This is a genomic window from Streptomyces sp. SP17BM10, from assembly GCF_036322405.1.
Lineage (GTDB): Bacteria > Actinomycetota > Actinomycetes > Streptomycetales > Streptomycetaceae > Kitasatospora.
Map to the genome: position 1 here is coordinate 1 of NZ_JAQYXB010000471.1, position 25,276 is coordinate 25,276.

Consider the following 25,276-nt stretch of genomic DNA (forward strand, 5'->3'; position numbering starts at 1 on the left):
GACCCCCCAGGCCGCCACCGAGACCAACCCCTTCGCCGGCAAGGCCAACAGCGGCGCCACCTGGACCAACGACATCAGCCACGGCGACCTCGTCCGCAACAACCCCGACCAGACCATGACCATCGACCCCTGCCACCTCCAGCTCCTCTACCAGGGCAAGAACCCCAACGCCACCGGCACCTACGACCAACTCCCCTGGCGCCCCGGCCTCCTCACCCTCCAGCACTGACCTGCCCAATCGCGGTGATCACGATCGGATGTGATCTGCCGACACGCAGACGATCGGTCTGCGACGCCGACGACTCCACCTGCTGACCGGTGCTCACCGCACCAAGGAACCCCAGCCGCGCGCCGGCTGGGGTTCCTTTCTCTGTGGACCTTCATGCCGGTCGCGGCGATGAACCGCAGGTCGGCCCGGTCCGGAGGAGGTCAGCCGAGCCGGTCCGTGACGTCAGCGACTTCACGGAAAGCGGGTGAGAGGGACCTCCGGCGCGCCGGGGGCGGCGGGGTCGATGGTTCCGGACGAGGCCCGCGCCCGGACGGCGTCCGCTCCTCAGGGCCCGATCGGGAGGACCTCTGCGGCAGCGCGCCGTTCCGGACCACCGCGCGTACGCCGTAGGGCGAGGAATTTCCTCAGTGCCTCTCACGCGCCCGGACACGTGAATGCGTTCCGGCACCACGGCCGCGGTGGCCGGTACCGTCAGGAGCTGACGGTACCGGCCACCGCGGATCAGTGCGTCTTGTCGTGGCCCGAGCGGGGGCGCCGCCGGTGGACGGTGGTGGCGCCCCGATGACTCAGCCCCAGGGCTGGTCGACCAGCCAGCTGGTGTCGGCGGCCCAACTGGTGCTGCTGTCCCAGCCGTTGGATCCGCCGTTGGCAGCCACGTAGACCGTGTAGTCGTAGTGGCGGAGGTACTTCGTCGGGTAGTTGACGGACTGGAAGGAGTGGCCGACCCCGCTGTTGCCCGCGGTGGGACAGAAGGTGGCGTCCTGCGCGAACGAGCCGCCGCCGTCGTCGGCGCTCAGGTAGAGCTCGAAGTTGTAGTGGCGCAGGAAGCGGCCGGGTTCGTTGGCGGACTCGAACGTCAGGCAGGAGGTGTTGGCCAGGCCGGCGCGGACGATCCAGGTGGCGTCGGCCTTGTCGGTGGCCGGGCTGGAGGAGTTGACGGCGGAGATGACGACCTTGTTGTCGGCGTCGTCGTGGCGGATGTAGTCGGACGTGCAGCACGTGGTGGTGGCCTGCATGGAGACCCTGGAGCCAGGGGTGAGTGCTCCGGTGCTGGTTGAGCCACTGCGGTAGGCGGCGGCAGTGATGTTGGCCTGGACGGCGTTCTCGGTGGCGTCGCTCGGGTAGCCGGAGGTCATGACGCCCTCGTAGAAGGTGCCGGCCGAGCTCTTGCTGTTGTCGCCGCCGATGCCGAGGATGATCGCGCCCTCCTTGTGCATCGGGTTGTACCCGGGCGCGTTGGGGCGCGGGCCGCTGTAGTACGTGGACAGGCCGCCCGACTGGGCGTCGCCGGCGCGAATGGCCCACTGGTTGGGTGCGCCCTTGACGATGGCGGTCAGGAACCGGTTGTCGACGCTCGGGTCGTTGGCGTTGTAGCGGGTGTTGACGCCGGAGAACAGGCCGTTCTCCTGGTCGGCCATCACCCAGGGACCGTTGCCGCTGCCGTAGCCCCAGGCCTTGATGTCGCCGAAGTAGATGGCCTCCATGTGCCCGTTGCCGGTGTCGTGGTCGTTGGTTTCGGCGTTGCCGTAGTCGAAGCAGCAGCCGCCGTCGTAGTGGGTGCCGTCCAGGATCGCGTACATGCCCTCGGGCTGGTCGCCGGTGGCGATGCCGTTGGTGTGGTCGTTGCGGTAGCCGGACCCGGGGGCGATGTAGACGCCGTACGCCTCGTGGCCGGCGACCGTGACCGGCGCCTCGAAGGCGTTGGCGAGGTTGTCGGGGCCCGGCGCGGCCCCGCCGGCGGGGGCCTGGGTGAGGTGGTTGCCCTTGCCGGACTGGTCGTAGATGACGGTGATGACGCAGCTGGTGCCGGCGCAGAAGGAGTCCTGCGCGGCGGCGTTGGCGTAGCCGCCGGTGCTCAGCAGGCCGATGTCCCTGGTCGCGCCGTCCGAGGCACGCTTGACCTGGTACAGCGCTCCGCCGTAACCGGCGTACAGCGCCCGGGTGGTGGAGTGCGCGGCGACGCACGGTGTGCCGCCGCCGGCGTAGATGTCGCACGGCCCCTGGCCGGCGGCCTGGGAGGTGCCGGCCGTGGCGGTGAGCAGGCCGGCAGTGAGAACGGCGGTGGTGCCGGCTCCGAGGAGCGCGCGTGTGACGCGGCGTATCCACGGTCGCTTGAACATGAAGGACTCCTTCACAGGGTGGGGTGTGAGGTGAAGATCGACGCATACCGGCCACCCGGCGGTGCGGGCGGCGCGGGTTGCGTCCGCGGGCCCGGGGCCGGTGCGGATTTCGGTCGGCTCCGGCCCCGGGCTCGGGGCGGGGTGCTCGTCAGCTCCAGGGGGCGGCGGCGAGCCAGGTGGTGTCCTGGGCCCACAGGGAGGTGGTGTCCCAGGCGTCGGTGCCGCCGTTGCTCGCGACGTAGGCGGTCGAGGCGTAGTGGCGGATGTACTTGGCCGGGTAGTTGAAGGACCGGAGGGAGTACCCGGTGCCGCTGTTCCCTGGCTGCGGGCAGAACGTGGCGTCCGCGGCGAACTGGGTGCTTCCGTCGTCGGGATCGAGGTGGAGCTCGAATGCGTAGTGCCTGAGGTACGCGCCGGATTCGTTGGCGGACTCGAAGGACAGGCAGGCGCCGTTGGCCAGGCCGGCACGGACGATCCAGGTGGCGTCGGCCTTGTCGGTGGCCGGGCTGGAGGTGCTGACGGCGGAGATGACGACCTTGGTGTCGGCGTCGTCGTGGCGGAGGTAGTCCGAGGTGCAGCACGCGGTGGTGGCCCGCAGGGAGACCCTGGAGCCGGGCGTCAGCGAGCCGGCCCCGGTTGGGGCACTGCCGTAGCCGGCGGCGGCGATGTCGGCCTGGACTGCGGCATCGGTGGCGTCGGAGGGGTAGCCCTTGACCATGGCCCCCTCGTAGAAGGTGCCCGCGCTCGCGTTGCGGTTGCTCTGGCAGCAGTCGCCGCCGCTGCCGAGGATGATGGCGCCCTGCTTGTGCATCGGGTTGTATCCGCTGGGCAGTGAGCCGCTGTAGAGCTTGGTCAGGCTGCCGGACTGGGCGTTGGAGCCTTGCAGCGCCATGCGGGTGGTGCCGTCGTTCTTGAGCATCGCGGTGACGAAGTGACTGGTCTCGGAGACCTGGTTGGGGTTCCACGCCGCGCTGCCACCGGGGAACAGACCGTTCTCCAGGTCCGCCTGCACCCACGGTCCGGTTCCGCTGCAACCGCCGAACCAGCATTCCGTGCTGAAGTTGATCGCGTCCATGGCGCCGTTGCCGTCGGCCTTGTGGTCGACCTCGGTGTTGCCGTAGTCGAAGCAGCAGCCCTTGTTGACGTGGGTGCCGCTGGTGACCATGTACTCGCCCTCGGGTGAGCTACCGGTGGGCACGCCCCCGGCGGAGTTGTGGGCGAAGTAGCTGTTGCCGGGGTCGATGGAGAGCGCGTACGCCTTGTGGCCGCCCACGCTCAGCGCCTCCGTGTTCGCGACGGCCGCCGTGTCGGCGCCGCCGGTCCCGCCGGGTCCCTGGTAGACCAGGGTGTTGCCGTTGCCGGTCTGGTCGTAGACGCGGGTGATGGTGCACACGGTGCCGGCACAGAAGGAGTCCTGCGCGGTGGCGTCGGCGACGCCGCCGGCGGACAGCACTCCGATGTTCTGCACCGTGCCGTCCGACGCCCGCTGTACCTGGTACAGCGGGCCGTTGTAGGAGGCGATCAGCGCGCGGGTGGTGCTGTGCGCCGCGACGCACGGCGTGCCGCCGGCGGCGTAGATGTCGCACGGCCCCTGGGTGGCGGCCTGGGAGGCGGTGGCCGCGCCGGTGAGTGCGCCTGCGGCGAGCACGGCGGCCGTCCCCGCCGCCAGCAGCGCCCGCCGGGCGCGGCGCAGCCACGGTCGTACGGTCATGAACGAACTCCTTCCACGGGTGGGGGGAAGAGGAAGGGCGCAGGATTGTTAGCGCTAACAATCGCGGTCGCGAAGGAGCGGTGCACGCATGCACGATGAAATGAACACCCGGAGGGCACCGCAACGGCCATCACTATGACCACGCGTTGAGGCAGCGTCAAGACATCGCGCACCGACAGCACTTGTTCCCTGGCGGGCGGCGGCATTCGCGGCCCGCGCCCCGTGGCGAACAAACCCCGCGCACCGACCTCTGGACACGCCCGGCGCGCCGGGACTATAAACGTGGCACGTGTTAACGGCAGATGTCGCGATACTGGCCAACTCCCACCCCGAACCGCAGGATTGCTCTGCCTTCAGGGCATTTTGTGAGCGCTAACATGCACCGCGCCATGGCCCTCACCCCCGAAAGGAGCAGGTCAGCAATGCTGCCCCCTCCCCTGAGCCGCCGAAGTCTGCTCCAGGCGACCGGCGTCCTGGCCGTCGCTCCGACCGTCGGCCTCGGCCTCGGGCGCGGCCCCACCGCGCCGACCGCCGAGGCCGTCACCGGCGGTTCCTCGGCGTCACCGTTCGGCCTCGGCCAAGTCCAGATCACCGGCGGCCGGTGGCTCGACAACCAGAACCGGACCCTGGCGTACCTGCGCTTCGTCGAGGTCGACCGCCTGCTGTACAACTTCCGCGCGAACCACCGGCTGTCCACCAACGCCGCCATCGCGCCGGGTGGTTGGGACGCCCCGGCATTCCCCTTCCGCACCCACGTGCAGGGGCACTTCCTCAGCGCCTGGGCCCAGGCCTACGCCGGCCTCGGCGACACCACCTGCCGCGACAAGGCCGCCTACATGGTGGCCGAACTGGCCAAGTGCCAGGCCAACAATGCCATTGCGGGGTTCGCCCCCGGCTACCTCTCGGGCTTCCCCGAGACGGACTTCACCCAGCTCGAGTCCGGCACCCTCAGGAACGGCAACGTCCCCTACTACTGCCTCCACAAGACCATGGCCGGTCTGCTCGACGTCTGGCGCCTCATGGGCAGCATCCAGGCCCGGGACGTGCTTCTGGCGTTGGCCGCCTGGGTCGACCAGCGCACCGGCGGGCTCGGGTACGACCGGATGCAGGAGCTGCTGGGGGTCGAGTTCGGCGGCATGAACGAGGTCCTGGCCGACCTCCACCTGCAGACCGGCGACGCGCGCTGGTCCGCGGTCGCCCAGCGCTTCGACCACGCCGCCGTGTTCGACCCGCTGGCCGCGGGCCAGGACCGGTTGGACGGCCTGCACGCCAACACCCAGGTGCCCAAGTGGATCGGCGCCGTCCGCGAGTTCCGGGCCACCGGGACCACCCGCTACCGCGACATCGCCTCCCACGCGTGGACGATCTGCACCACCTCGCACAGCTACGCCATCGGCGGGAACAGCCAGGCCGAGCACTTCCGCGCCCCCGACGCCATCGCCGCCTACCTGACCAACGACACCTGCGAGCTCTGCAACTCGTACAACATGCTCAAACTCACCCGTGAGCTGTGGCAGTTGGACTCCGCCCAGGCCGCGTACTTCGACGTCTACGAGCGCACCCTGCTCAACCACGTCGTCGGTGCGCAGAACCCCGCCGACCCCCACGGGCACATCACCTACTTCACCCCGCTCCAGCCCGGCGGCCGCCGAGGCGTGGGGCCGGCCTGGGGCGGCGGCACCTGGAGCACCGACTACGACAGCTTCTGGTGCTGCCAGGGCACCGGAATGGAGTCCAACACCAAGCTGGCGGACTCCGTCTACTTCCACGACGGCACCACCCTCGTGGTGAACCTGTTCACCCCCACCGTCCTCAGGTGGTCCGAACGGGGCATCACGATCACCCAGTCCACCGCGTACCCGGCGGAGGACACCACGACGCTCCGGGTCACCGGCAGCGCCGAGGGCACCTGGTCGATGCGCATCCGCATCCCCGCCTGGACCTCCGGCGCCACCGTGCACGTCAACGGCACGGTCCAGGACATCGCCACCACGCCGGGCAGCTACGCCACCGTCACCCGCTCCTGGGCCTCCGGCGACACGGTGACCGTGAAACTGCCCATGCACGTCGCGCTCCGGGCCGCCAACGACAACCCGGACGTCGTCGCGATCACCTACGGTCCGGTCGTCCTGTGCGGCAACTACGGCAGCACCGCCCTCACCGCCCTCCCGGCCCTCGACCCGGCGTCGATCACCCGGACCGGCACGAGCGGCCTCGTCTTCACCGCGACCGCCAACGGCTCGCCCGTCGGCCTGGTCCCGTTCCACGAGGCGCAGGGCTTCAACTACACCGTCTACTGGAGCACCAGGAGCGCCGGCTTCCACCTGCTCAACGCGGCCAGCGGCATGGTGCTCGGCATCCGGGACATGTCCACCGCGGACGGCGCGCCCGCCCTCCAGTGGCCCGACTCCGGCACCGCCGACCACGACTGGGGCCTCGTGGCCGACGGCACCGCGCTGCGTCTGCGCAACGCCAACAGCGGCAAGGTCCTCGGCGTGACGGGCATGTCCACCGCCGACGACGCGCCGGTGGTCCAGTGGTCGGACAACGGCACCGCCGACCACCGGTGGTCCGTCGTCGAAGCGACCGACGGCACGTACGAACTGCGCAACGCCAACAGCGGCAAGCCGCTCGGCATCGCCAACGGCTCACTCGCCCAAGGGGCCTTCGCCGTGCAGGCGGCGGACACCGGTGCGCCGACCAGCCGGTGGCTGTTCGTCCCGCGCGGCGCCCGCCGCATCCAGAACGTGGCCAGTGGACTGCTGCTCGGCGTACTGACGATGTCGACCGCCGACGGCGCACCGGCGATCCAGTGGGGCGACAACGGCACTGCGGACCACCTGTGGACCGCGGTGCTCGACACCGGAGGCCACCTGCGGCTCCGGAACTCCAACAGCGGCAAGGTGCTCGCCGTGGAGGGCGGCAACACCGCCAACGGCGCCGGAATCGTCCAGTGGACCGACGACGGAGGCGCCGACCACCGGTGGCGCCTGCGACACGGCGGCGGCGACACCTTCCGCATCCAGTCCGCCGTCAGCGGCCGCGTCCTCGCGATCTCCGACGCCTCCACCTCCGCGGGAGCCCGGGTCGTCCTGTGGGACGACAACGGCACGGCCGACCACCTCTGGCGGTTCATCTGATCGGGCGATCACGCCCGATGCCGAGTTCGGCGTCGTCCTCGTAGGGCCGGAGGTCCTCCTCACGCGGTCGGTGCAGCTCGTCGCTCCCGTACACGCGGGCGGCTTGCCGGATCCCCGACGACGAGCACCACCGGCCGGAGGGGCGCCGGCCAGTGCGCTGGTCGGTCGCGCCGCGCGGATGCACGATGAGGCCTGGCGGGTGGCGACGCCGAGCGGGGGGTCAGTCGTTGAACGCCGCGGCCACGGCGTCTCCGAGCTGGTCCAGGACGTCCCGTGAGAGTTGCACCGACCCGGTGAACGAGAGGAAGGCGTGGGTGGCACCCCTGACCGGGAGGTGCATGACCGGCACGCCGGCATCGGCGAGCCTTTGCGCGTACCGATCGCCCTGGTCCCGCAGCGGATCGTGTTCGGCGGTGACGATGACCGCGGGAGGCAGCCCGGCCAGGTCGTCGGTGCTCGCCGGCGAGACGCGCGGGTCGGCGCCTTCGTCGGGCGTGGTGAGGTAGAGGCCCCAGAACCATTCGAGCCATGAGCGGGTCAGCAGCGGTCCGGCCGTGTTCTCGGACATCGAGGGGCTGTCGTCGAACCGGTCGACTGCCGGATACGCCAGCACCTGGAGCGCGATCCGCGGTCCCCCGCGCCGTCGGGCCTCCTGCACGAGGGCGGCGGCGAGGTTGCCGCCGGCGCTCTCGCCGAACACCGCGATGTTCTGCCCGTCCCCGCCGAAGCCGCCGGCGTTGGCCGCGACCCATGTGACGGCGGCGTAGGCGTCTTCGATCGCCGCCGGGAAGCGGTGCTCCGGGGCAAGCCGGTAGTCGACGGAGACCACGATCGTGCCGGAGCGGTTGGCCGTGATGCGGGCGATGTGGTCCTGGCTGTCCAGGTCCCCGAGGACCCATCCGCCGCCGTGGAAGAACACCGTCACGGGCAACGGCCCGGAGCGCGGCACGCCGACGGGGGCGTAGATACGGACGGGGACCTCGACACCTTCGGCAGCGGCCATGGTGTCGTGCACGTTGCCGACCGGTTCGGGGTCACCCGCGAGGGCGGCGAGGCTGCTCGCGAGGGCACGGTTCTCGCTGACCGTCCGGCTCTCCGGTGCGGGGCCACCTCCTTCGGCCAACTGCTTGAGCAGGGCGTCGATGTGGGGGTCGAGCGACATGGTGGGCACCCTCCTGAAGGCTGCCGGAACGAAAGATCGGAGTGGGGTGTGGGGTGCGGTGGAGGTCGCGGGCGTTGCGGCGGAGGCCGGCCGCGACGTCCGGGGAGTGCTGGGTTCCGATCAGCGGGCGACCGAGATCGCGAAGGGCGTGAACCCACTGGACCGGATCACGTGGGGGACGAACAGGATCGCGGCTTCCGTCGCGCGGGCGGTCCGGACTCCGCCGAGGTCGGTGATCCACTCCGTGCGCCAGCCGAGGCCGGTGAGCAGGTCGCGGACGGTCTGCTTGGCCTTCGGATCCTCGCCGGAGAGGAACGCGGTCGGCGGCTGGGCGAGCATGTCCGGAGCCGTCATCACCGGGAAGAGCATCGTGTTGAGCGTCTTGACGACGCTGGTTTCGGGGAGTGCCTCCTGGAGCTGTTCGGCAAGGCTGGAGCCGGGGTAGAGCAGGTCGGCGGGCAGCCCGTCCGGTCCGTCGGTGGTGGCGTTGGACACGTCGACGAGGATCTTGCCCCGTAGTTCGGCGCGCAGGGCGGCGAGACGTTCCAGTGAGCCGGCGCCCGGGGTGGCGTTGATGACGATCCGGGCTGCCCGGGCGGCGTCGGCGGCGGCGCCCGGCGTGCGGTCCGCCACGGTCACCCGATGCCCAGCCCGGGTAAGGGCGGCGGCCAGGTTGCCGCCGACGCGGCCGTTCCCGAGTACTGCGATGTCGTTCATGCGGATTCGTTCCTCTTGGTGGGTTCTGGTAAGGGGTCAGCGCGAGAGCGTCGACGCGGCTTCGGTGTGGACGCCGGGTGCGGCGGCCAGGAAGCTGCTGCTCTGCGGGGTCCAGGGGCGACCCTCGGCGTCAGAGATCCGTCCGCCGGCCTCGGTGACGAGCAGTGCGCCGGGGAGCAGGTCCGCTCGGGCACCGGCGAACTGCCAGAAGGCGTCGATCCGGCCGGCGGCCACGTTCACCAGGTGCAGGGTCGCGGGCACGGAGGTGCGCACGACGAGCGCGTCGAGGAGCATCGCGGTGATCGCGGAGCCCACGCGTCGCACGACCGTCTCGTCCTCGTCCGGCCGGGCCTGGCTGGTGGCCACGATGCTCAGGCCGAGGTCCGTGGTCCGGGAGACGCGCAGCGGCCGCCCGTCGAGGTGGGCGCCCGCGCCGGTGAGCGCGGTGTAGGTCTCGCCGGTCAACGGAAGGTGGACCACGGTGAGGACCGGCCGGTTCTCGCGCACGAGGGTGGCGGTGACCGCCCATTCCGGCAGGGCGTGCAGGTGGTTGACGTTGCCTTCGGCCGGATCGACGACCCACCATTCACCGGGCGGCAGCGCGCCGCCGTCGAGCTCGTCCTCCACCCAGCCGGCCTGCGGGCGCAGTGCCGCGAGGGCGGGGCGCAGGATGGCCAGGGCCGTGTCGTCGTTGGCGGCGAGTGCCCGCATCAGTTCGTCGCGGGTCTGGTAGGGGGTCACCTCGCCGAATCGGGCGCGCAGCGCGGAGCCCGCCGTGCGTACGGCGATCGCGGTCTGCGACAGCAGGTCGGCGTCGGAGGTTTCGATGGCCGTGGTCTGAAGCGTTTCGGACATGGTGGTACTCCCGTCTGAGCAAGGGGATGAGGTCGTGCGGGCGGAATCCGTGCTCTCCTGCGCCCGCTCTCGAAGGTTAGGAGGCAGGTTGATTAACCTCAAGTGCATGTCAAGCACGGCTAGCATGATTCTCATGCAACTGGATTTGAACTTGCTCGCCGCGCTCGACGCGTTGCTGGAGGAGGGCAGTGTGGCCGGGGCGGCCGCGCGCCTGCACGTCACCGCCCCCGCGATGAGCCGGAGTCTGGGCCGGATCCGGCGCACGACCGGGGACCAGATCCTGGTGCGCACCGGCCGCACCATGACACCGACGCCGTATGCGATCGCCGTCCGGGAACAGGTGCACGAGCTACTGCACCAGGTTCAGGGGGTGCTGGCACCGAGCCGTGAACTCGACCTGGGGACGTTGGAGCGCACCTTCACGCTCCGCTGGCACGATTCGCTGGTCGCTTTGAGCGGCCCCGCACTGCTCGCGGCCGTGCGCAGCCAGGCGCCGGGGGTGCGATTGCGCTTCGTCGCGGAATCGAGCACCGACACCCCCGAGTTGCGGCGCGGCGAGGTCGACCTGGAGGCGAACGCCAACCGTCCGAGCGCACCGGACATCCGTGCCGAGAACGTGGGCGAGACCCCTCTCGTCATCGCCGTGCGGCCGGAGCACCCTTTCACCCGTGTCAGAGCCGTCACCGCTCAGCAGTACGCCGCCGCTGAGCACGTCACCGTCTCGCGACGCGGAAACCTCTCCAACCCCCTCGACGACGCCCTCGCCCGCCTCGGCCTCACCCGCCGCGTGGTCGCGTCCGCACCCACCGAAGCAGCCGCGCTGGCGTTCGCGCGCCACGCCGATCTGGTGATCAGCGTCCCCGAAGCCACCACGCGCTCCGCGGTGACCGACCTCGGCCTGGTCGTGCTCCCCCTGCCGCTTCAACTGCCGTCGGCGCCGGTGTACCTGTCGTGGCATCAGCGGTACGACACCGACCACGCACACGCCTGGCTGCGCGGACTGGCACGAACCGCGTTGACGGTGTGCGGCGCCTCGTAGCGACCTGGCCGCGGGGCCGGGGATTGTGGAGCCGGCTCAGGAGGCGAGATCGGCGCCCGGCCCGACCGGGGACATCAGGTGGGCGGCATCGCCGAGCAGCGTGACGCCGGGAACGTGCTCCCACGTGTGCGGGGCGGGCCGGCGCCGACGATCGCGATGCGGGGGTCGCGGGCAGGGGTCATGGTGTCCTTCCGGTGATGGGCGGGCCGCCGGGAGGCCCGGCACCACCAAGAAAGCACAGTAGGTAACAAAATGCAATGACTAAACTTTCACAGCGAATGCACTTCGGGGTACGATGGCCGAGTGACCGAACCGACCGGGCGCCGCGAGCGCAAGAAGGCCCAGACCCGCCAGTCCCTGGCAGACGCCGCGCTCGAGCTCTTCCTCGAGCGCGGCTATGACCAGGTCGGGGTCAAGGAGGTCGCCGACGCCGCCGACGTCTCGGTGACCACCCTCTTCAAGCACTTCTCCGGCAAGGAGGCCCTGGTCTTCGACCAGGACGACGACGTGGAGGCGGCACTCGTCGCCGCCGTGCGCGAGCGCGCCCCTGGCCAGTCGATCCCGCAGGCCCTGCGCGAGCACCTCCTGCTGAGGCAGACCCGGTTCGCCGTCCATGCAGCGGATCCGCGGTTCGCCGACTTCACGCGCATGGTGCAGGAGACCCCCGCGCTGCGCGACTACGCCCACCGCATGTGGACGCGCCATGAAGCGGCCCTGACGAGGGCCATCGCCGAGGCTGTGGGTGCGCCCGAGGACGACGTCAGCTGCGCCGCCCTGGCCCGTTTCGCCCTCGAGGCCCGCAGCCTGATCCTGCGGCACGCCGAACCGCGCCGAGCCGCCGACGAGGCATTCGCGCTGCTCGAACACGGCTGGGCAGCCTCCCATCCGGGCAACTGACCCGGTCGGCGGGGACCCGGGTGCGCGGATGCGGCGCTCGCCTCGGGAGCATCGGCGCGACCGGCCGTCAGATCGTGGCTCCTGGACACGTTCCAAGGTGACTTCGCCGGTGTCGATGAGCGGTTTCCGCGGCCGTGGCTCGTCACCACCTGACCCCGCAGCCAGGTCCTGGCCGTGCACGTCGGGGAAGCCCGGCTCCTGCCACGTGGTCACAGCCGCAGGGCGGCCGGTGCCGACGGTCACCCGAGGGGCCGGGCGCGGCGTGTCACGTGCGCCAGTGGTGCTCGGTGACCTGGCCGCCGCGAACGGCAACGGTGGCCTCCGGGCTGTCCGGGGTGCGCCAGATCACGTACTCCCCTTCGGCGAGCGGGGAGATGACGGCGCAGTGGGTGGTGCGGTGGGTGAGATGGCGCGGACGCACGGCGGCGTGAGTACGGGCGGTGCCGTCGCCGGTGGGGCTGACCTCGATCTCCAGGCCGTCCTCGGTGGGGCCCGTGTGGATGATCAGGGCGCCGAGGGTGCCGCCGATCTCCAAGACGACGCTGCCCTCGCGGGAGGGCGCGGGAAGCGGTGCGTGGGGGTGGGTGTGCTGGTGGGTCATGGCCTCGGTCTCGCTCGTCGGCGCGGGGACCGCGGTGCGCTCAGGTGCGAACCGCGGTCCGTGGCAGGTCAGTTGGACGGATTGTGGTACCCGTCGTAGGGCACGCCGAGGTAGGGGAAGGTGTCAAGGTAGGGGTTCTTGACGTCGGCGGGGGTGAGGCCGTCGGTGATGGCGCTAGCGGCGGCGTCGGGGGTGAAGGAGGGGTCGACCAGCGGCAGGGTCAGACCGGCGATGGCTCGCAGTTCGACGGTGACGACGTCGTCGAAGACGCGGCGCCCGTTGGGGAAGCCGGCCCCGTCGCCGGCCACGAGGCCGAGGATGTTGGGGTTGGTGGCCGGGGGGACGGCGACGTTCAGGCGCAACATGTCGGCCTGCGTGTCTCCGGTGTAGTTCTGGAAGCCGGGGACGACGCCGGTGGGGATCCCGGTGAGGAGGATGGCGAGCAGGTCAGCGCGGGGCTTGGTGTAGGCGGCGAGGTTGGGGAAGACGCCCGGGTACAGCGCCGGGAGCAGCTTGGCGAGTTCGGGGGTGGCGACGTACTGGGCGAAGTTCTTGTCGTCGGCCGGGGGCTGGGAGTTCCACAGGTCCTTCTTCCCCATGGGGACGATGACCTCGTTGAACAGGGGGTTGCCCAGGCGGGAGACCTGGACGAAGGGGCCGGATTCGGTGTCGTGTCCGGTGGTGTTGATGATGCGGGCCTGACGGCGGGAGGCGGTGGTCCACACGCCGATGGTGGCGTGGGGGTCGCTCACGTCCGCGGGCTTGCGTCCGTTACAGGTCAGGTCGGTGATCGGGACCTGCAGGGCGATGCTGTGGACGTTGAGCGCTTTGGTGGTGTTCACGCCGGCGGCGGGCTGGCTGAAGGCGGGCATGACGTGCAGCTGCTGGAAGGGGCGCAGGGTGCCGAGGTCGAAGATCGCGCCGAGGTCGACGTAGAAGCCTTCGGCACGCTGTCCGGCGAACACCTTGCGGCCGCGCTCCAGCTGGTGCACCGCGGAGTTGGCGAGCGAGGTGTAGTCGGGGGTGGAGAGCGGGCCGATGTTGCACGGCGGGCATGCCAGGTTTTCGGCGAGGACGTGGCGGCGGTCGCCGGCCTCGACGCGGGTGATGCTGTAGGTCTGGCGGCGGTTCCAGTTCGGGTCATCCAGCGAGGTGATGGGCCCGGTGTTGTAGAGGAACGAGTCGGGGTTGCGGACCTCGACCTGGAAGCGGAACTCGTAGCTGACGTCGGGTCGGCCGTCGTTGTCGTTGTCGATGTGGATGGCGTAGAGGACGTCGTCGCCGAACTCGTAGAAGTTCGGTCCGCCGGCCGGGCCCTGGAGGGGGATGTAGTTGGCGATGAGGGTGACGGTGTCGCAGTCGTCGGGGCTGACGAAGGCGTAGACGTCGGTGCTGTCGGCGACCGGGTCCTTGGAGATCTCGGGGGCTTCGCGGTGGGAGGACACTTCAACCTCACAGGGGTGTGCGGGCAGGGAGGGGTGGCCGACCGGCTCCTGGTGGTGCCGCCACCGGGAGCCGGCCGGTTCGGGGGTCGATCAGGCCAGTGCGCGGACCAGGGCGGCGGCCAGCTTCGGGTCCTGGACGCGCTGGTGGCGCTCGCCGCTGAACAGGTCGAGGTGGCCGGAGCGGATGTCGCGCACGTGCACGATCACCGGCTCGTCGTGGGCGGTCACCGGCGCCAGGTGCGTGTCGGCGGCGGCCGGAGCGTTCTCGGCCGCGGCGGCCGTGCCGGTGCTCGCGCCCGTGACGATGGTCGCCGCCAGGCCGGCGACGCCGGCGGCCGCGGCCTGGCGCATCAGGCGGCGGCGGGACAGGCCGTCGGGCGGCGTGTCGGCTGCGGGGGTGTCCGGGGACATGGATTCTCCTTCACATCGGTGTGGAGTGAATGGGCGGGCCGCCGGCTCGGCCTGATTGCCGCCCGCAACGGTGGACGATCCCGTCCCGGCGATTCGCGCGGACGGGAAAGGCGATTGAAGGTGACGGCCATGCCTCCAGGCGCTGCTAGGCGGTCACCGAAAGTGAAGTGCCGGCGCACTGCCCGGGTCAAGGCGGCTCGCAACCGGACGCGAGCGTTCTTCACGCGGTTGGAGTAGCCGCCGCAACTCAACGCCCAGGTCCTCAAGCGAAAAGTCATACGCGGCAAGCGGATTGCGACTGCCTTCTCAGGCCAGGAGCTTGGTCTTGGCCTGCTGGAACTCCTCGTCGCCGAGGGCGTCCTTGGCGTGAAGATCGGCGAGACGGGCGAGTTCCCCCGCGCTCGAGCCGCCCTCACCTCCCGCCGAGCCACAGCTGGCCGCGACGCGGACGTAGGCACGTGATCCCGGCGAACCGTCCCCCGCGGATGGGTGGATGGAGCCGGCAGAGCAGCGTGGCGAGCACTGGTGGCCGGTGGCGTCGGCCGTCCTGGTCGCCGCGCTGCTCCATGTCGCGCTCCCGCCCAGCTATCGCGAGAGCCCGCCGTGGGTGCTGCCGGTGGTCATGGTGGTGCTGTTGGCGGTCCTGATCGGCGCGGACCCCGGCCGGATCGATCAGCAGGCACGGTGGCTACGGATGGTGACCGACCTGGTGATCGCGTTCATCACGCTGGCGAACCTCTTCGCTGCCGCCTCCCTGGTGGCGGACATCCTGACCGACAGCAAGCTCTACGCCGGCAACGCGACGGGCCTGCTGGCGACGGGCGGGGTCGTCTGGGTGACCATCGTCATCGCGTTCGCGCTGTGGGCGACCGCGGGGCATTCGCCTACGTGGAAGGCGAACTGGCAGACGGCCCAGCCATCAAGCTGACGCGCCTGCGCTACAGCGACACCGGGATCCGATGGGGCTTCGCCCCCTACTCCGCCAGCAGCGACCGCTACGAGGACTCCCTGCTACCCACCGGCACTTCGCCGGCAGCCCCGAAGACGCCCCCGACTGCGTCTGCCAACTCCGTCTCGCCACCCCAGACATCTGACGATCCGCCACACAGAACCGGCCCCGGCGGTCAACCACCGAAGGGCTTCCGGAGCCGGCCACAAGCCCAGCGGCAGACAGAACCCAGCAACCGGCCCCGTCACACCATGACACGCTTGTGGTAGTTCACCCGGTCGAGGTCGCGCACCTCGACGGTCACCTGAACGGTCAAGCCGGGCACCGGCGAAAGATAGCGGCTGGCCGTCTCCAAGGCGATACGACCCAGCTCTTGCTTGGTCTCAGGTGTGCGGCCCGACAGGATCGCAAGCTCCACGTGGATCATCGCGTTGCTCCCGGAGTCCTCGCCTATGACGCTCTCCTCGCTTACGTAGAACCTCGTCTTGAAGTCGTCCAGAGGACCTTCGAGGAGGTCCGCCGCCGGGGCGTGCAGAGCAAGCGCGAAGCCTCGCCGGTCGAAAGCGTCGGTCAGCTCGGCGGAGTACTCAACGGTGATCTGCGGCATGAGGAACTCTCAGGTGAGACGATTGTCAAAGCGTTGGCCCTGGGAGCATAGCCAACCGAGGGGCGCTGTCACGTTGGCGGGTGCTTGACCGTCTGACGGTCTGTCGGGTGTGGTGATGGCTCGCGGTGCGCGAGAGCGCGCAGTGGCCGAACGGCACCAATGGCTACAAGCGCCGGGCATTCCCCCCTGGGCCTCCGAGCACCTGGACATGCTCCGCGTCTCCCTCGACGGCGGCCCCGCCGAGGCCCACGACCGCATCCGCCGCGCCGGCTCCTTCACCGCCGCCTTCGACACCATCGCTTGGGGCCCTCGGCCGCAGGATCCCCTTCGGCGCTACCTGCACGCTCACCGGTGAGAACATCGCCACCATCCCCGCCCTGGCCGAGCACCTGCGCGACCTCGGAGCCCGCGACCTGATGCTCCACATCCGCCCGACCTTGCCCTGCCCGGCCCAGCACCGCGCGCAGGTCGTGCCCGTCGAGGAGCTCCATGACGAGGTAGAGGAGCCCGTCCTGCTCTCCGCTGTCGAAGACCTGGACGATGCCCGGGTGCTGCAAGGCCGCCATGACCCGCGCCTCGCGGTGGAACCGGGCCACCGCCTCGCCGTTCCCCGCAGCCCGGCTCGCGGGCAGCAGCTTGACCGCGACCCGCCGCCCGAGCCGCCGCCCGAGCCGCCGGTCCGCGGCCCGCCAGACCTCGCCCATGCCGCCGCGGCCCAGCAACACCTCCAGCCGGTACCGGCCGTCGACTCGACGCCTTCGCCGATCTCCTCTTCGAGACCGCCTGCGCGCTCGCCGGGGACATCGTCGCCGTGATCGGCCCCGAAACCGTGAAACACCAGCCGCCCGGGTGACAGCCTTCAGCGGTGTTCGGGGTTCTCGAAGTCGAAGCGGCAGCCGGCGTCCCACTCGGAGCGCTGGTTGCCGTACGCCGGGATGCCGCCGGCGTCCTTGAGCATGCGGGCGAGGTGGAGCTGGTTCCACGTCATGAACGTGGTGTTGCGGTTGGTGAAGTCGTTCTCCGGACCGCCCGACCCCGGGTCCAGGTACGACGGGCCCGGGCCCGCCTCCCCCACCCAACCCGCGTCCGCCTGTGGCGGGATGACGTAGCCCAGGTGCTGCAGGCTGTAGAGCACGTTCATCGCGCAGTGCTTCGCGCCGTCCTCGTTGCCCGTGATCAGGCAGCCGCCCACGCGACCGTAGTAAGCGTACTGGCCCTCGGAGTTGAGGATCGACGAGCAGGCGTACAGCCGCTCGATCACCTTCTTCATCACGGAAGAGTTATCTCCCAGCCACACAGGACCAGCTAGCGTGAGGATGTCGGCGGCCATCACCTTCGAGTAGATGACGGGCCACTCGTCCGTTTCCCACCCGTGTTCGGTCATGTCCGGCCAGACGCCCGTCGCGATGTCGATGTCGACCGCCCGTAGCACCTCGACCTCGACGCCCTGGCGTTCCAGGATGCCGGTGCTCACGTCGATGAGGCCCTGGGTGTGGCTGCGCTCCGGGGAGCGCTTGAGCGTGCAGTTGATCACCAGGGCGCGCAGGTCGGCGTAGGACGTCGTCGGGTCCGGCACGGGGTCCTCCCTCGGGGTGGTGGGGAGGCCGGGGCGTTGGACTCCCCGCACAGCTCACCAGGTCGGAGGCGCGGGCGCGCGCGGGGCTGGGCCGGTTGCCTGATGGGTCTCGAGGATCCGGAGGGTCAGACGCGCAGGCGCAGGGTGTCGCTCGGGGTGCGGCGGTAGGCGTCGCGGTAGAGGCCGGCGAAGTGGCCGGGGTGGGCGAAGCCCCAGCGCATCGCGACCTCGGTCACCGTCGTGGTGCCCGGGTCGGCGGCGAGGAGGTCGCGGTGGGCCGCGTCGAGGCGGACGCGGCGCAGGTAGGCGAGCGGGGTGGTGTCCAGGTGGCGGCGGAAGGCGTACTGCAGGGCCCTCGGGGTGACGAAGGCGGCCGCGGCGATCTCGGCGAGGGTGATATCCCGTTCGGCGTTCGTCTCGATGTACGCGACCGCCTTGCGCAGCGTGGTGGACGTGGCGTCGGTGCGGTCGGCGGGGGCGGCGTCGTCGCGGGCGGTGTGGGGCAGGGCGGCCAGGGTCGCGGCCGCCAGGTGCTGGGCCGCGGTGGCGAGGAGCAGGCCGTTCGCGCAGGCGGCCGGGTTGTCGAGGACGTGGTCGCGGACGTAGGCGACGGCGGCGCCCAGTTGCCGGTTGGCGGCCTCGTCGACGGCGCGGAGCCCGGTGAGGCGCACCGGGCCGCGTCCGGTGGCACCGGTGGGCGCGAAGGCGTCCAGCAGGCTGCTGTCGAACATGGCGATCGTGTAGCCGGCCGCGCGGACCTCGCCCTGGTAGGGCGCCTCCGGTGGGGCGATGAGGAAGGTCTCGCCGGGGCCGAACACCGTTTCGCGGCCGCCGGTCCGGTCGGCGAGGGTGCCGGTGTGCATGGTGATCAGGCACACCCGGCCGAGGCTGTCGGCGTTGTAGGCCATGTCGTACCCGAAGGACAGCCGGTCCACGGTGAGCGGGCCCACCGCGCGACGGCTGATGCTCGCCCTGGCGTCCTCCACCGACTTCGCGATGCGCATCGGCGTGTAGGCCGTGGAGAGGAACTCCTGCGTGGCCTCCACGCTCGCGCTGTCGAAGGACAACGTCTCGACCATCGTCACCATCCAACCGTCGGTGTGTCGGCCTCGTCCGCACACCCGGCGCCGAGGCTACGCGCCCGGAGGTGTTACGGAAAAACGGGCCGGTCGCGGCAGGGCCCGTTTCGCTCCGGCGGCTGCTCGGACGCGCGGTACTTCGCTCCCGGAGCTGTGGACGGACACCGCGGTGCACCAGCGTTGGACGTGCACCCGTCCCGGGGTGCCGCGCCCCGCCGGGAGGGACCGCTTGACCTCGCACCCAGCCCTGCCCGCCCGTCCCCCGTGCTCCGGCGCGGGGCTGTGCGCGCAGGTCGCGGAGCTCGCGGCGGAGGTCGAACGGCAGTCCCGGGACGGGGTGTTGGAGCTCACCGCGGCGGACGCGGCGCTGGCCGGGAAGCTCGCCGACGACCTGGCGGAGGCGGTGGGACCGGCCGCCGGGCAGGCGCGGCTGCCGTTCGTCGAGCGCCTGGAACGCCTGCGCGAGGCCCTCGCCGCCCTCGCCCTCGGGATCGCCCGTTCGCACGGCCGGCTGGCGTGGTGCCTCGCCCGTGCCGGCGTCCTCCTCGCGCCCGTGCTGCAGTGGCGCCACCCGGACTCCGAGCAGCCGCAGGCCTTCGGCACCGTCGTGCTGCCGACGCCCGAGGAGCTCTCCGACGCCGAGGACGCCGTGCGTCGCCTGCACGCGGCCCTCACCCGCACCGGCGCGGCGGCCGCCGGTGCGCAGGACGGCCCGCGAGCGAGCGCGGACGGGCCGTCGACGACGGGCCCGGAGGCCGTCGTCTGAACCGGTGCGCCGAGCGGCCGGCCATCGTGCGCGCGACCGTGCGCACCGCCATACACTGCGGACACCGCCATGCACTGCGGACACTGCCATGCGCGCCACCGTGCACACCACTGCGGGCACGACCTCGTGCGGACCCCGGCTTGGGCTCGGCAGGATCGGGCAGACGCGTGACGATCGCCGACCCGACGACGAGGAGGTCCACCATGGCCGAGCCGGCGTACACGAAACCGTCCGGACAGCCGGCAGCGGCGGCACCCGGAGTGATCACCACCGACGTCCCCGCGCGCCTCGACCGCCTGCCGTGGTCCCGCTGGCACTGGCGGATCGTCATCGGCCTGGGGACCGTCTGGATCCTGGACGGTCTGGAGGTGACGATCGTCGGCAACATGGCCGCGCGCCTCGCCCAGCACGACAGCGGAATCTCCATCACCACCGCCCAGGTCACGACCGTCGCCGCCGCCGTCTACGTGGCCGGCGCCTGCAGCGGCGCCCTGTTCTTCGGCTGGCTCACCGACCGCCTCGGCCGCAAGAAGCTCTTCATGCTCACCCTCGGCGTCTACCTCGCCGCGACCGCCGTCACCGCCGTGTCCTGGACGGCGTGGTTCTTCTTCCTCTGCCGCTTCTTCACCGGCTTCGGCATCGGAGGCGAGTACGCGGCGATCAACTCCGCGATCGACGAGCTGATCCCCGCCCGGGTGCGCGGCCGGATCGACCTGATCATCAACGGCAGCTTCTGGGTCGGCGCCGCCGTCGGTGCCTTCGCCTCCATCGCCCTGCTCAACACCTCCTTCTTCGCCAGCGACGTCGGCTGGCGGCTCGCGTTCGGCATCGGCGTCGTCCTGGGTGTGGTCATCCTGCTCGTGCGCAGGCACGTGCCGGAGAGCCCGCGCTGGCTGTTCACCCACGGCAGGGCCGAGGAGGCCGAACGGATCGTGGCGGAGGCCGAACGGACGATCGAGGAGCAGAGCGGACGGCCGCTGCCGCCCGTCGACGAGGGGCCCATCCGGATCCGCGAACGCGGGCCGCTGGGGTTCGTCACGATCGCGCGCACCCTGGTCTCCCAGTACCCCAGCCGCACGACCCTGGGGCTGGCGCTGTTCATCGGCCAGGCCTTCCTCTACAACGCCATCACTTTCGGCTACGCCACCATCCTCACGCTCTACTTCGCCGTCCCCGAAGGCGACACCGGCTACTACTTCGCGGTCATCGCGGTCGGCAACTTCCTCGGTCCCCTGATGCTCGGCCACCTCTTCGACACGGTCGGCCGCAAACCGATGATCGCCGGGACGTACATCGGCTCCGGGCTTCTGCTGTTCGCCACCGCCGCCCTCTTCCAGCGGGGCTCGCTCTCCGCCGTGACGATGACCGCCTGCTGGACCGCCGTGCTCTTCCTCGCCTCGGCGGGCGCCAGTTCCGCCTACCTGACGGTCAGCGAGATCTTCCCGCTGGAGACCCGTGCCCTGTGCATCGCCTTCTTCTACGCCGTCGGCACCGCCGTCGGGGGCATCACGGGACCGTTGCTGTTCAACGGACTCGTCGGCAGCGGCAGGGTCTCCGACACCACCCTCGCCTTCTCCATCGGCGCCGCGCTCATGACGGTCGCCGGGCTCGTCGAGGCCGCCATCGGCGTCCGGGCGGAGAAGCGCAGCCTGGAGTCCCTGGCCGAGCCGCTGAGCGCCGTCCGGACGGAGGCCTGAGGGATGAGCGGTTTCGACGCCTTCACGGCGTTGCTGGACTATCCGGTGTACGTCGTGACGGCGGCCGGGCCGGAGCCGGCCGGGTGCCTGGTCGGGTTCGCCGGGCAGTGCTCGATCGTGCCGGTGCGCTTCACGGTGTGGTTGTCCAAGGTGAACCGCACCCACGCCGTCGCCCTCGGCGCAGAAGTGCTCGGCGTCCACCTGCTCTCGGCCGGCCACGGGCTGGCCGAGCTGTTCGGCGGCCGGACGGGCGACGACACCGACAAGTTCGCCGGCACGGCGTGGCACCGGGGCCCGTACGGCGTACCGCTGCTCGACGACGCTCCGGCCCGGTTCGTCGGCGGTGTGCTCGCCCGGTTCGACGGGGGCGACCACACCGGCTTCCTCCTGGAGCCGCTCCACGTCCAGGTGCCCTCGCCAGGGGCACCGGTGCTCTCGTACCGCGACGTGGCGGACATCGACCCCGGGCATCCGGCGTGACGGGGCGCCCGGCGGCCCGGACGGCGGGCCCGACGGCGGGGCCTTCCGGTCAAGGTCGCGATCGGGTCCCGGTCCCGGTCGCGGTCACGTCCCGGCCGGCAGGCCGGCGTGCCCGGAACCGGTGCCGCCCGCCCGGTTCGAAACCGGGATTTCGGGGCAGCCGCCTGATGTCCCAGCGGCCGACGATTCGGGAAGGCGAGGGAACGATCCATGACCACGCACGACGACAACGGGGCCCGGCCCGACGAGGCGGCCCAGGAGCGGTCCGCCGAGGAACGTTCGATCACGGCGCCCACTCCGGCCGACGTCCGGCGCAAGGCCGAGGGGGAGGTCGGCACCCGGGCGCGGTCCGCCGAGGAGCGGTCCATCACGGCGCCCACACCAGCCGACGTCCGGCGCGGCACCGGTACGGACGACGACGGGGACGACGAGGCCCCGGAGCCGCCCGCAGCGGACACGGTGGCGCCCTGAGGGGCCTGCCGCGCGGAGGCCCCCGCGCGCGATCCCGTCCGCGCAACGGCGTCCACGCAATAGCGCCGCGCCCGCCCGGTGACCGTCGCCGGGCGGGCGCGGCGCGCCCCGCCGGGTTTCGGCACGGATCCCGGCCACCCCGAATTCCCGTCCGGAGACCCGTCCGGAGAATGGAGAACCCCGCATGACCGTGGCCACCTGCCGGTCCACCACCGTCACACTGCCCGAAGGCCCGTTCCCGCACGTCTGCCTGGAGGCGCGGCTGCGGTTCGACGCCTCGCTGCCGTACGCGGTGTGCCTGGCCTTCCCACCGGTCGGGAACGAGGACGAGGTCCAGTGGTTCTTCGCCCGCGACCTGCTGAACGAGGGCCGCCACGCGCCCACCGGCCACGGGGACGTGACGGTCGCCCCAGGACCGGAGGGCCGGGTCCTGGTGACCTTGCGCACGCAGGACGGGCGGGCCGTGATCAGCATCCCCTCGGACGCGGTGACCGCGTTCCTCCTGGACTCCTTCAACCTCGTGCCGGCGGGGAGCGAGAGCGGCCACCTCGACATCGACGCCGCCCTCGACCGGATGCTCCGATGACCCTCCCGCGACGATGACCCTCCCGCGACGGACGCATGGTCCCCGCCCGGCGGGGTACACGGCCGCACATGGCGGTCCCGGTCCCACACCCCTCCCCCCGCGGCCGGGGCCGCCCCCGGAGCGGAACGGCTCCCCGACGCCCGTCGAACGGAAACGGAGAAGACCATGGCCACGCAACCGCTCACGACCGTTGCCGACTCCAGCCCGTCCGTGCTCGCCGTCGTCGTGCCCGCGCTGGTCGTCGCCGCGGTGCTGATCGGCGCGTTCGCCTGGGGCAGCCTCCGCGTCGCACGGAGGCTGCCCCCACGATCGCCCAGGGGCGCTGCCGCGGGGCGCGCCGACTCCTGGCGCACCCCCGACGGCGAGGGCCCGCACCACCACGGGCGCAAGCCCGCCGAGCGCGAACCCGGCCGCCACCGCCGGTGAGCGGCACGGGAGCCCGGTGCTGACGATGATCGGACGCGGTGACGCACGTCAGTAGTAGTGGCGACGTCCACCGATGGCGTGTCCGAGGGCTCCGGCGACCCACAGGACGAGGCCGATGGCGACCAGGATGACGCCGATGGTCCACAGGAACGGGAGCCCGACGACGAAGCCGATGATGAGCAGGATGACGCCGAGGACGATCACGATGTCCTCCCTCAGGTGACGGGACGGTGGGTCGGGAGGGCGGCCGCGGCGCGTCGACGCCGCGGCCGCCCCCGGGTGGGGGGTCGTTTCTCCGGCCGCACCCATGAAGCGCGCATACCGCTTTCCCGGCTCCGCAAACACGCGTGAGGCCCCGGCGTTCCCGGGGCCTCACGCACACCTCACGGCATCACGCGGCGGACGGGACCGGACCGCTGGTGAACAGCGCCCGGCGCTCCCCCTCGGTCAGCCCGCCCCAGACGCCGTACGGCTCGCGCTCGGCGAGCGCGTGGCGCCGGCACTCCACCCGCACCTCGCAGCCGGCGCAGACGGCCTTCGCCGCCTCCTCGCGCTCCTTCGCGGCGACGCCCTCCTCCTCGGGTGCGGGGCGGAAGAGCACGCCGCTGTCGGCGGCGTGGCAGGCCCCCTCCGGCTCACGGCTCCAGTGGTCCTCGCGCGTCTCGGGGGACTCGGGAGACACGGGTGCTTCGGGCAGGCGGGCGATGTCGGCCACGGGGGCTCCATCCGGTCGAGGTGGGTCGAGGTGGTCTGTCCCGGTCGTCTAACCCCGTCCCGCGCGTTCATGCCTGCCCGCACCACGCCGCCGCCGCCGCTCCTCAGCGGCGGTGACGGCCCGCGCTCCGTCTGGCGACCAGCGCGCACCGGCCGGTCCCGCGCGCCGGCAGGAAGAGGCGGGCGACTTCGCGGCCCAGGTTCACGCCGATGGCGAGGGCCATCGCCATGGCCGCGGCGTGCCCGATGCCGCTCACTCCCGCCTCCGGTTCGCCCCGGACGAAGGCGATCATTCCGAAGTACAGGACCGAGCCGGGCAGCAGCGGCCCCAGGGCGGCGATGACGAACGGCAGCGCGGAGCTGCCCCGGTGCCGGGCCATGAGCCGGCCGGACAGGCCCACCAGCACCGCGGCGAGACCGGTGGCCATGACGGGCTCCCCACCTGCGTGCACCAGCACGCCGTAAGTCGCCCAGCCCGCACCGCTGTTCAGCATGACGCCGGGCAACGTGCGCGGCTCGGTGTTGAGCAGCACGGCGAACGACAGCGCGAGCAGCAGCGCCGCCACCAGCTGGAGCGGCGGGTTCGACGAGGACGGGACGCTCTGGGCCGCCAGGTCGGCGCCGTTGTTCACGCCGATGTAGAGCACGCTCATCACCCCGACCACCACACCCGCCATCAGGTACAGCGCCTCCAGCAGCCGTGCGGCGGCGGTGAGGTAGAAGCCCGTGAGGCCGTCCTGCACCGCTGCGACCATGGGCCACCCGGGCAGGAACGCGTACAGCCCGCCGGTGATCACCACCGAGCCGCGCAGGTGGAGTTGGTTGAAGGACAGCAGGATGCCGACGGCCGCGGCCGGTGTCGCGGCCGAGGCGATCCGGTAGAACTCCGGCAGGCCGTGCCGCCCGACCAGGGCGGCGAGCCGGTCGCCCGCCACGGCCGCGACGACGGCGCTGACGAACACCAGCCAGGCCCTGGCGTCGGCCCGGCCGCCGACCAGCAGCGTCGCGGTGCCGGCCAGCAGGCCGGAGGACAGGACGAGGAGCCAGGCCGGGTAGCGGCGGCAGTCCCGGTGGACGGCCCGCAGACGGCGGTGGGCGTCGTCCACGCCGACTCCGCCGGCGGTGATGTCGGTGACCAGCCGGAAGAGCGCCGCGAGCCGCGCGCAGTCCCCGGCGGGGTGGCGCACCGACCGCTCGGCCGTCACCGGCGGCTCGCCGGGGCCCGGCTGGTAGGAGATCGCCACCCGGGTGAAGGTGACCTGGGGATCGCACGGGCGGACCCGGTAGGTCCAGGTGACGGCGAACATGGCCGCCTCGACGTCCTCCGCGGCCTCGCCGCAGGCCAGCATCTGCTCCCCCACCAGGAGCGCGAGGTCCAGTGCCACGCCCGCCACGGCGGGCTCCGGCCCGTCCGCGGGGGCGCCGTCGCCGTCGCCCAGCGGACGGGCCGTGGTCGGGGTGCGCAGCAGCGGCAGCATCCGGTCGGGCCAGGGCACGGCTCCGCCGGGGGCCGTACCGCCGCCCTCCACCCCGTCGGGGCCGGGGTCCGGCCGGGGCGGCGCGGGTCTGCCGCCGGGATCCGCCCCCGGGGGCCCGCC

The 25,276-nt window shown here is 71.7% G+C and carries 27 protein-coding genes; 11 read left to right on the forward strand and 16 right to left on the reverse strand.

Annotation, left to right across the window (positions count from 1 at the left end):
- Positions 1–229 (forward strand): non-reducing end alpha-L-arabinofuranosidase family hydrolase (locus tag PUR71_RS06555; protein WP_329925378.1); only part of this gene is annotated, 229 nt, incomplete at its 5' end.
- A 566-nt stretch (positions 230–795) separates the two neighbouring features.
- Here the strand turns inward: PUR71_RS06555 and PUR71_RS06560 are convergent.
- Both PUR71_RS06560 and PUR71_RS06565 read right to left on the reverse strand, forming a co-directional pair.
- Positions 796–2,349 carry an alpha-L-arabinofuranosidase B gene (locus PUR71_RS06560; RefSeq protein WP_329925379.1) on the reverse strand — a complete coding sequence of 518 codons (1,554 nt, stop codon included), beginning with the start codon at positions 2,347–2,349 and terminating at the stop codon, positions 796–798.
- Between the two features lie 148 nt (positions 2,350–2,497).
- The gene (locus tag PUR71_RS06565; RefSeq protein WP_329925380.1) at positions 2,498–4,060 is read right to left on the reverse strand and encodes an alpha-L-arabinofuranosidase B; all 1,563 of its coding nucleotides are present in this window, start codon (positions 4,058–4,060) and stop codon (positions 2,498–2,500) included.
- A gap of 422 nt (positions 4,061–4,482) precedes the next feature.
- Between PUR71_RS06565 and PUR71_RS06570 the strand changes: the two genes are divergently transcribed.
- Positions 4,483–7,200, forward strand: coding sequence for a beta-L-arabinofuranosidase domain-containing protein (locus PUR71_RS06570; protein ID WP_443077397.1), 2,718 nt, complete (start codon positions 4,483–4,485; stop codon positions 7,198–7,200).
- A gap of 220 nt (positions 7,201–7,420) precedes the next feature.
- Here PUR71_RS06570 and PUR71_RS06575 read toward each other — a convergent pair whose 3' ends face one another.
- From PUR71_RS06575 to PUR71_RS06585, 3 genes are all read right to left on the reverse strand, one after another.
- Positions 7,421–8,362, reverse strand: coding sequence for an alpha/beta hydrolase (locus PUR71_RS06575; RefSeq protein WP_329925381.1), 942 nt, complete (start codon positions 8,360–8,362; stop codon positions 7,421–7,423).
- Between the two features lie 120 nt (positions 8,363–8,482).
- Entirely contained in the window at positions 8,483–9,079 is a 597-nt protein-coding gene (locus tag PUR71_RS06580) for an NADPH-dependent F420 reductase (protein WP_329925382.1), read from the reverse strand.
- A gap of 36 nt (positions 9,080–9,115) precedes the next feature.
- Positions 9,116–9,934: a 3'(2'),5'-bisphosphate nucleotidase CysQ gene (locus PUR71_RS06585; RefSeq protein WP_329925383.1), complete on the reverse strand. Its 819-nt coding sequence runs from the start codon at positions 9,932–9,934 to the stop codon at positions 9,116–9,118.
- A 133-nt stretch (positions 9,935–10,067) separates the two neighbouring features.
- Here PUR71_RS06585 and PUR71_RS06590 point away from each other — a divergent pair, with 133 nt between their 5' ends.
- Complete coding sequence (locus tag PUR71_RS06590) at positions 10,068–10,973, forward strand: LysR family transcriptional regulator (RefSeq protein ID WP_329925384.1); 906 nt, start codon at positions 10,068–10,070, stop codon at positions 10,971–10,973.
- A gap of 303 nt (positions 10,974–11,276) precedes the next feature.
- Positions 11,277–11,870: a TetR/AcrR family transcriptional regulator gene (locus PUR71_RS06595; RefSeq protein ID WP_329925385.1), complete on the forward strand. Its 594-nt coding sequence runs from the start codon at positions 11,277–11,279 to the stop codon at positions 11,868–11,870.
- Positions 11,871–12,135: 265 nt separating this feature from the next.
- Here PUR71_RS06595 and PUR71_RS06600 read toward each other — a convergent pair whose 3' ends face one another.
- The 4 genes from PUR71_RS06600 to PUR71_RS41135 form a co-directional block, all read right to left on the reverse strand.
- Positions 12,136–12,471, reverse strand: a complete 336-nt coding sequence (locus PUR71_RS06600; RefSeq protein WP_329925386.1) for a hypothetical protein — start codon at positions 12,469–12,471, stop codon at positions 12,136–12,138.
- Positions 12,472–12,539: 68 nt separating this feature from the next.
- A complete protein-coding gene (locus tag PUR71_RS06605; protein WP_329925387.1) occupies positions 12,540–13,916 on the reverse strand; it encodes a DUF4331 domain-containing protein in 1,377 nt (458 codons plus the stop codon).
- Positions 13,917–14,006: 90 nt separating this feature from the next.
- Complete coding sequence (locus PUR71_RS06610) at positions 14,007–14,327, reverse strand: hypothetical protein (protein ID WP_329925388.1); 321 nt, start codon at positions 14,325–14,327, stop codon at positions 14,007–14,009.
- 306 nt (positions 14,328–14,633) lie between these two features.
- Positions 14,634–14,912, reverse strand: coding sequence for an SHOCT domain-containing protein (locus PUR71_RS41135; protein ID WP_443077399.1), 279 nt, complete (start codon positions 14,910–14,912; stop codon positions 14,634–14,636).
- On the opposite strand from PUR71_RS41135, the gene PUR71_RS06615 reads away from it, so the two are divergent.
- Entirely contained in the window at positions 14,821–15,255 is a 435-nt protein-coding gene (locus tag PUR71_RS06615; protein WP_329925389.1) for a hypothetical protein, read from the forward strand. The two genes, PUR71_RS41135 and PUR71_RS06615, sit on opposite strands and share 92 nt — an antisense overlap.
- A gap of 265 nt (positions 15,256–15,520) precedes the next feature.
- On the opposite strand, the gene PUR71_RS06620 is transcribed toward PUR71_RS06615, so the two are convergent.
- The 4 genes from PUR71_RS06620 to PUR71_RS06635 form a co-directional block, all read right to left on the reverse strand.
- A complete protein-coding gene (locus PUR71_RS06620) occupies positions 15,521–15,883 on the reverse strand; it encodes a 5-carboxymethyl-2-hydroxymuconate Delta-isomerase (RefSeq protein WP_329925390.1) in 363 nt (120 codons plus the stop codon).
- A 275-nt stretch (positions 15,884–16,158) separates the two neighbouring features.
- Positions 16,159–16,608: a protein kinase domain-containing protein gene (locus PUR71_RS06625; protein ID WP_329925391.1), complete on the reverse strand. Its 450-nt coding sequence runs from the start codon at positions 16,606–16,608 to the stop codon at positions 16,159–16,161.
- A gap of 134 nt (positions 16,609–16,742) precedes the next feature.
- A complete protein-coding gene (locus PUR71_RS06630; RefSeq protein ID WP_329925392.1) occupies positions 16,743–17,459 on the reverse strand; it encodes a flavodoxin family protein in 717 nt (238 codons plus the stop codon).
- A 125-nt stretch (positions 17,460–17,584) separates the two neighbouring features.
- The gene (locus PUR71_RS06635) at positions 17,585–18,538 is read right to left on the reverse strand and encodes a helix-turn-helix transcriptional regulator (RefSeq protein ID WP_329925393.1); all 954 of its coding nucleotides are present in this window, start codon (positions 18,536–18,538) and stop codon (positions 17,585–17,587) included.
- A gap of 229 nt (positions 18,539–18,767) precedes the next feature.
- Between PUR71_RS06635 and PUR71_RS06640 the strand changes: the two genes are divergently transcribed.
- From PUR71_RS06640 to PUR71_RS06665, 6 genes are all read left to right on the forward strand, one after another.
- Positions 18,768–19,304 (forward strand): hypothetical protein, encoded by a 537-nt coding sequence (locus PUR71_RS06640; protein WP_329925394.1) that lies wholly within the window; start codon positions 18,768–18,770, stop codon positions 19,302–19,304.
- A gap of 203 nt (positions 19,305–19,507) precedes the next feature.
- Positions 19,508–21,001: an MFS transporter gene (locus PUR71_RS06645; RefSeq protein WP_329925395.1), complete on the forward strand. Its 1,494-nt coding sequence runs from the start codon at positions 19,508–19,510 to the stop codon at positions 20,999–21,001.
- A gap of 3 nt (positions 21,002–21,004) precedes the next feature.
- Positions 21,005–21,481, forward strand: a complete 477-nt coding sequence (locus PUR71_RS06650; protein WP_329925396.1) for a flavin reductase family protein — start codon at positions 21,005–21,007, stop codon at positions 21,479–21,481.
- A 210-nt stretch (positions 21,482–21,691) separates the two neighbouring features.
- Positions 21,692–21,952, forward strand: a complete 261-nt coding sequence (locus PUR71_RS06655) for a hypothetical protein (protein WP_329925397.1) — start codon at positions 21,692–21,694, stop codon at positions 21,950–21,952.
- A gap of 184 nt (positions 21,953–22,136) precedes the next feature.
- Positions 22,137–22,538 carry an SsgA family sporulation/cell division regulator gene (locus tag PUR71_RS06660; RefSeq protein WP_329925398.1) on the forward strand — a complete coding sequence of 134 codons (402 nt, stop codon included), beginning with the start codon at positions 22,137–22,139 and terminating at the stop codon, positions 22,536–22,538.
- 165 nt (positions 22,539–22,703) lie between these two features.
- Positions 22,704–22,964, forward strand: a complete 261-nt coding sequence (locus PUR71_RS06665) for a DUF6479 family protein (protein WP_329925399.1) — start codon at positions 22,704–22,706, stop codon at positions 22,962–22,964.
- Positions 22,965–23,012: 48 nt separating this feature from the next.
- Here PUR71_RS06665 and PUR71_RS06670 read toward each other — a convergent pair whose 3' ends face one another.
- The 3 genes from PUR71_RS06670 to PUR71_RS06680 form a co-directional block, all read right to left on the reverse strand.
- Positions 23,013–23,168 carry a DUF6131 family protein gene (locus tag PUR71_RS06670; protein ID WP_329925400.1) on the reverse strand — a complete coding sequence of 52 codons (156 nt, stop codon included), beginning with the start codon at positions 23,166–23,168 and terminating at the stop codon, positions 23,013–23,015.
- Positions 23,169–23,355: 187 nt separating this feature from the next.
- Positions 23,356–23,679, reverse strand: coding sequence for a WhiB family transcriptional regulator (locus PUR71_RS06675; RefSeq protein WP_329925401.1), 324 nt, complete (start codon positions 23,677–23,679; stop codon positions 23,356–23,358).
- A 103-nt stretch (positions 23,680–23,782) separates the two neighbouring features.
- Positions 23,783–25,174, reverse strand: a complete 1,392-nt coding sequence (locus PUR71_RS06680; RefSeq protein WP_329925402.1) for a threonine/serine ThrE exporter family protein — start codon at positions 25,172–25,174, stop codon at positions 23,783–23,785.
- Positions 25,175–25,276 lie beyond the last annotated feature (102 nt).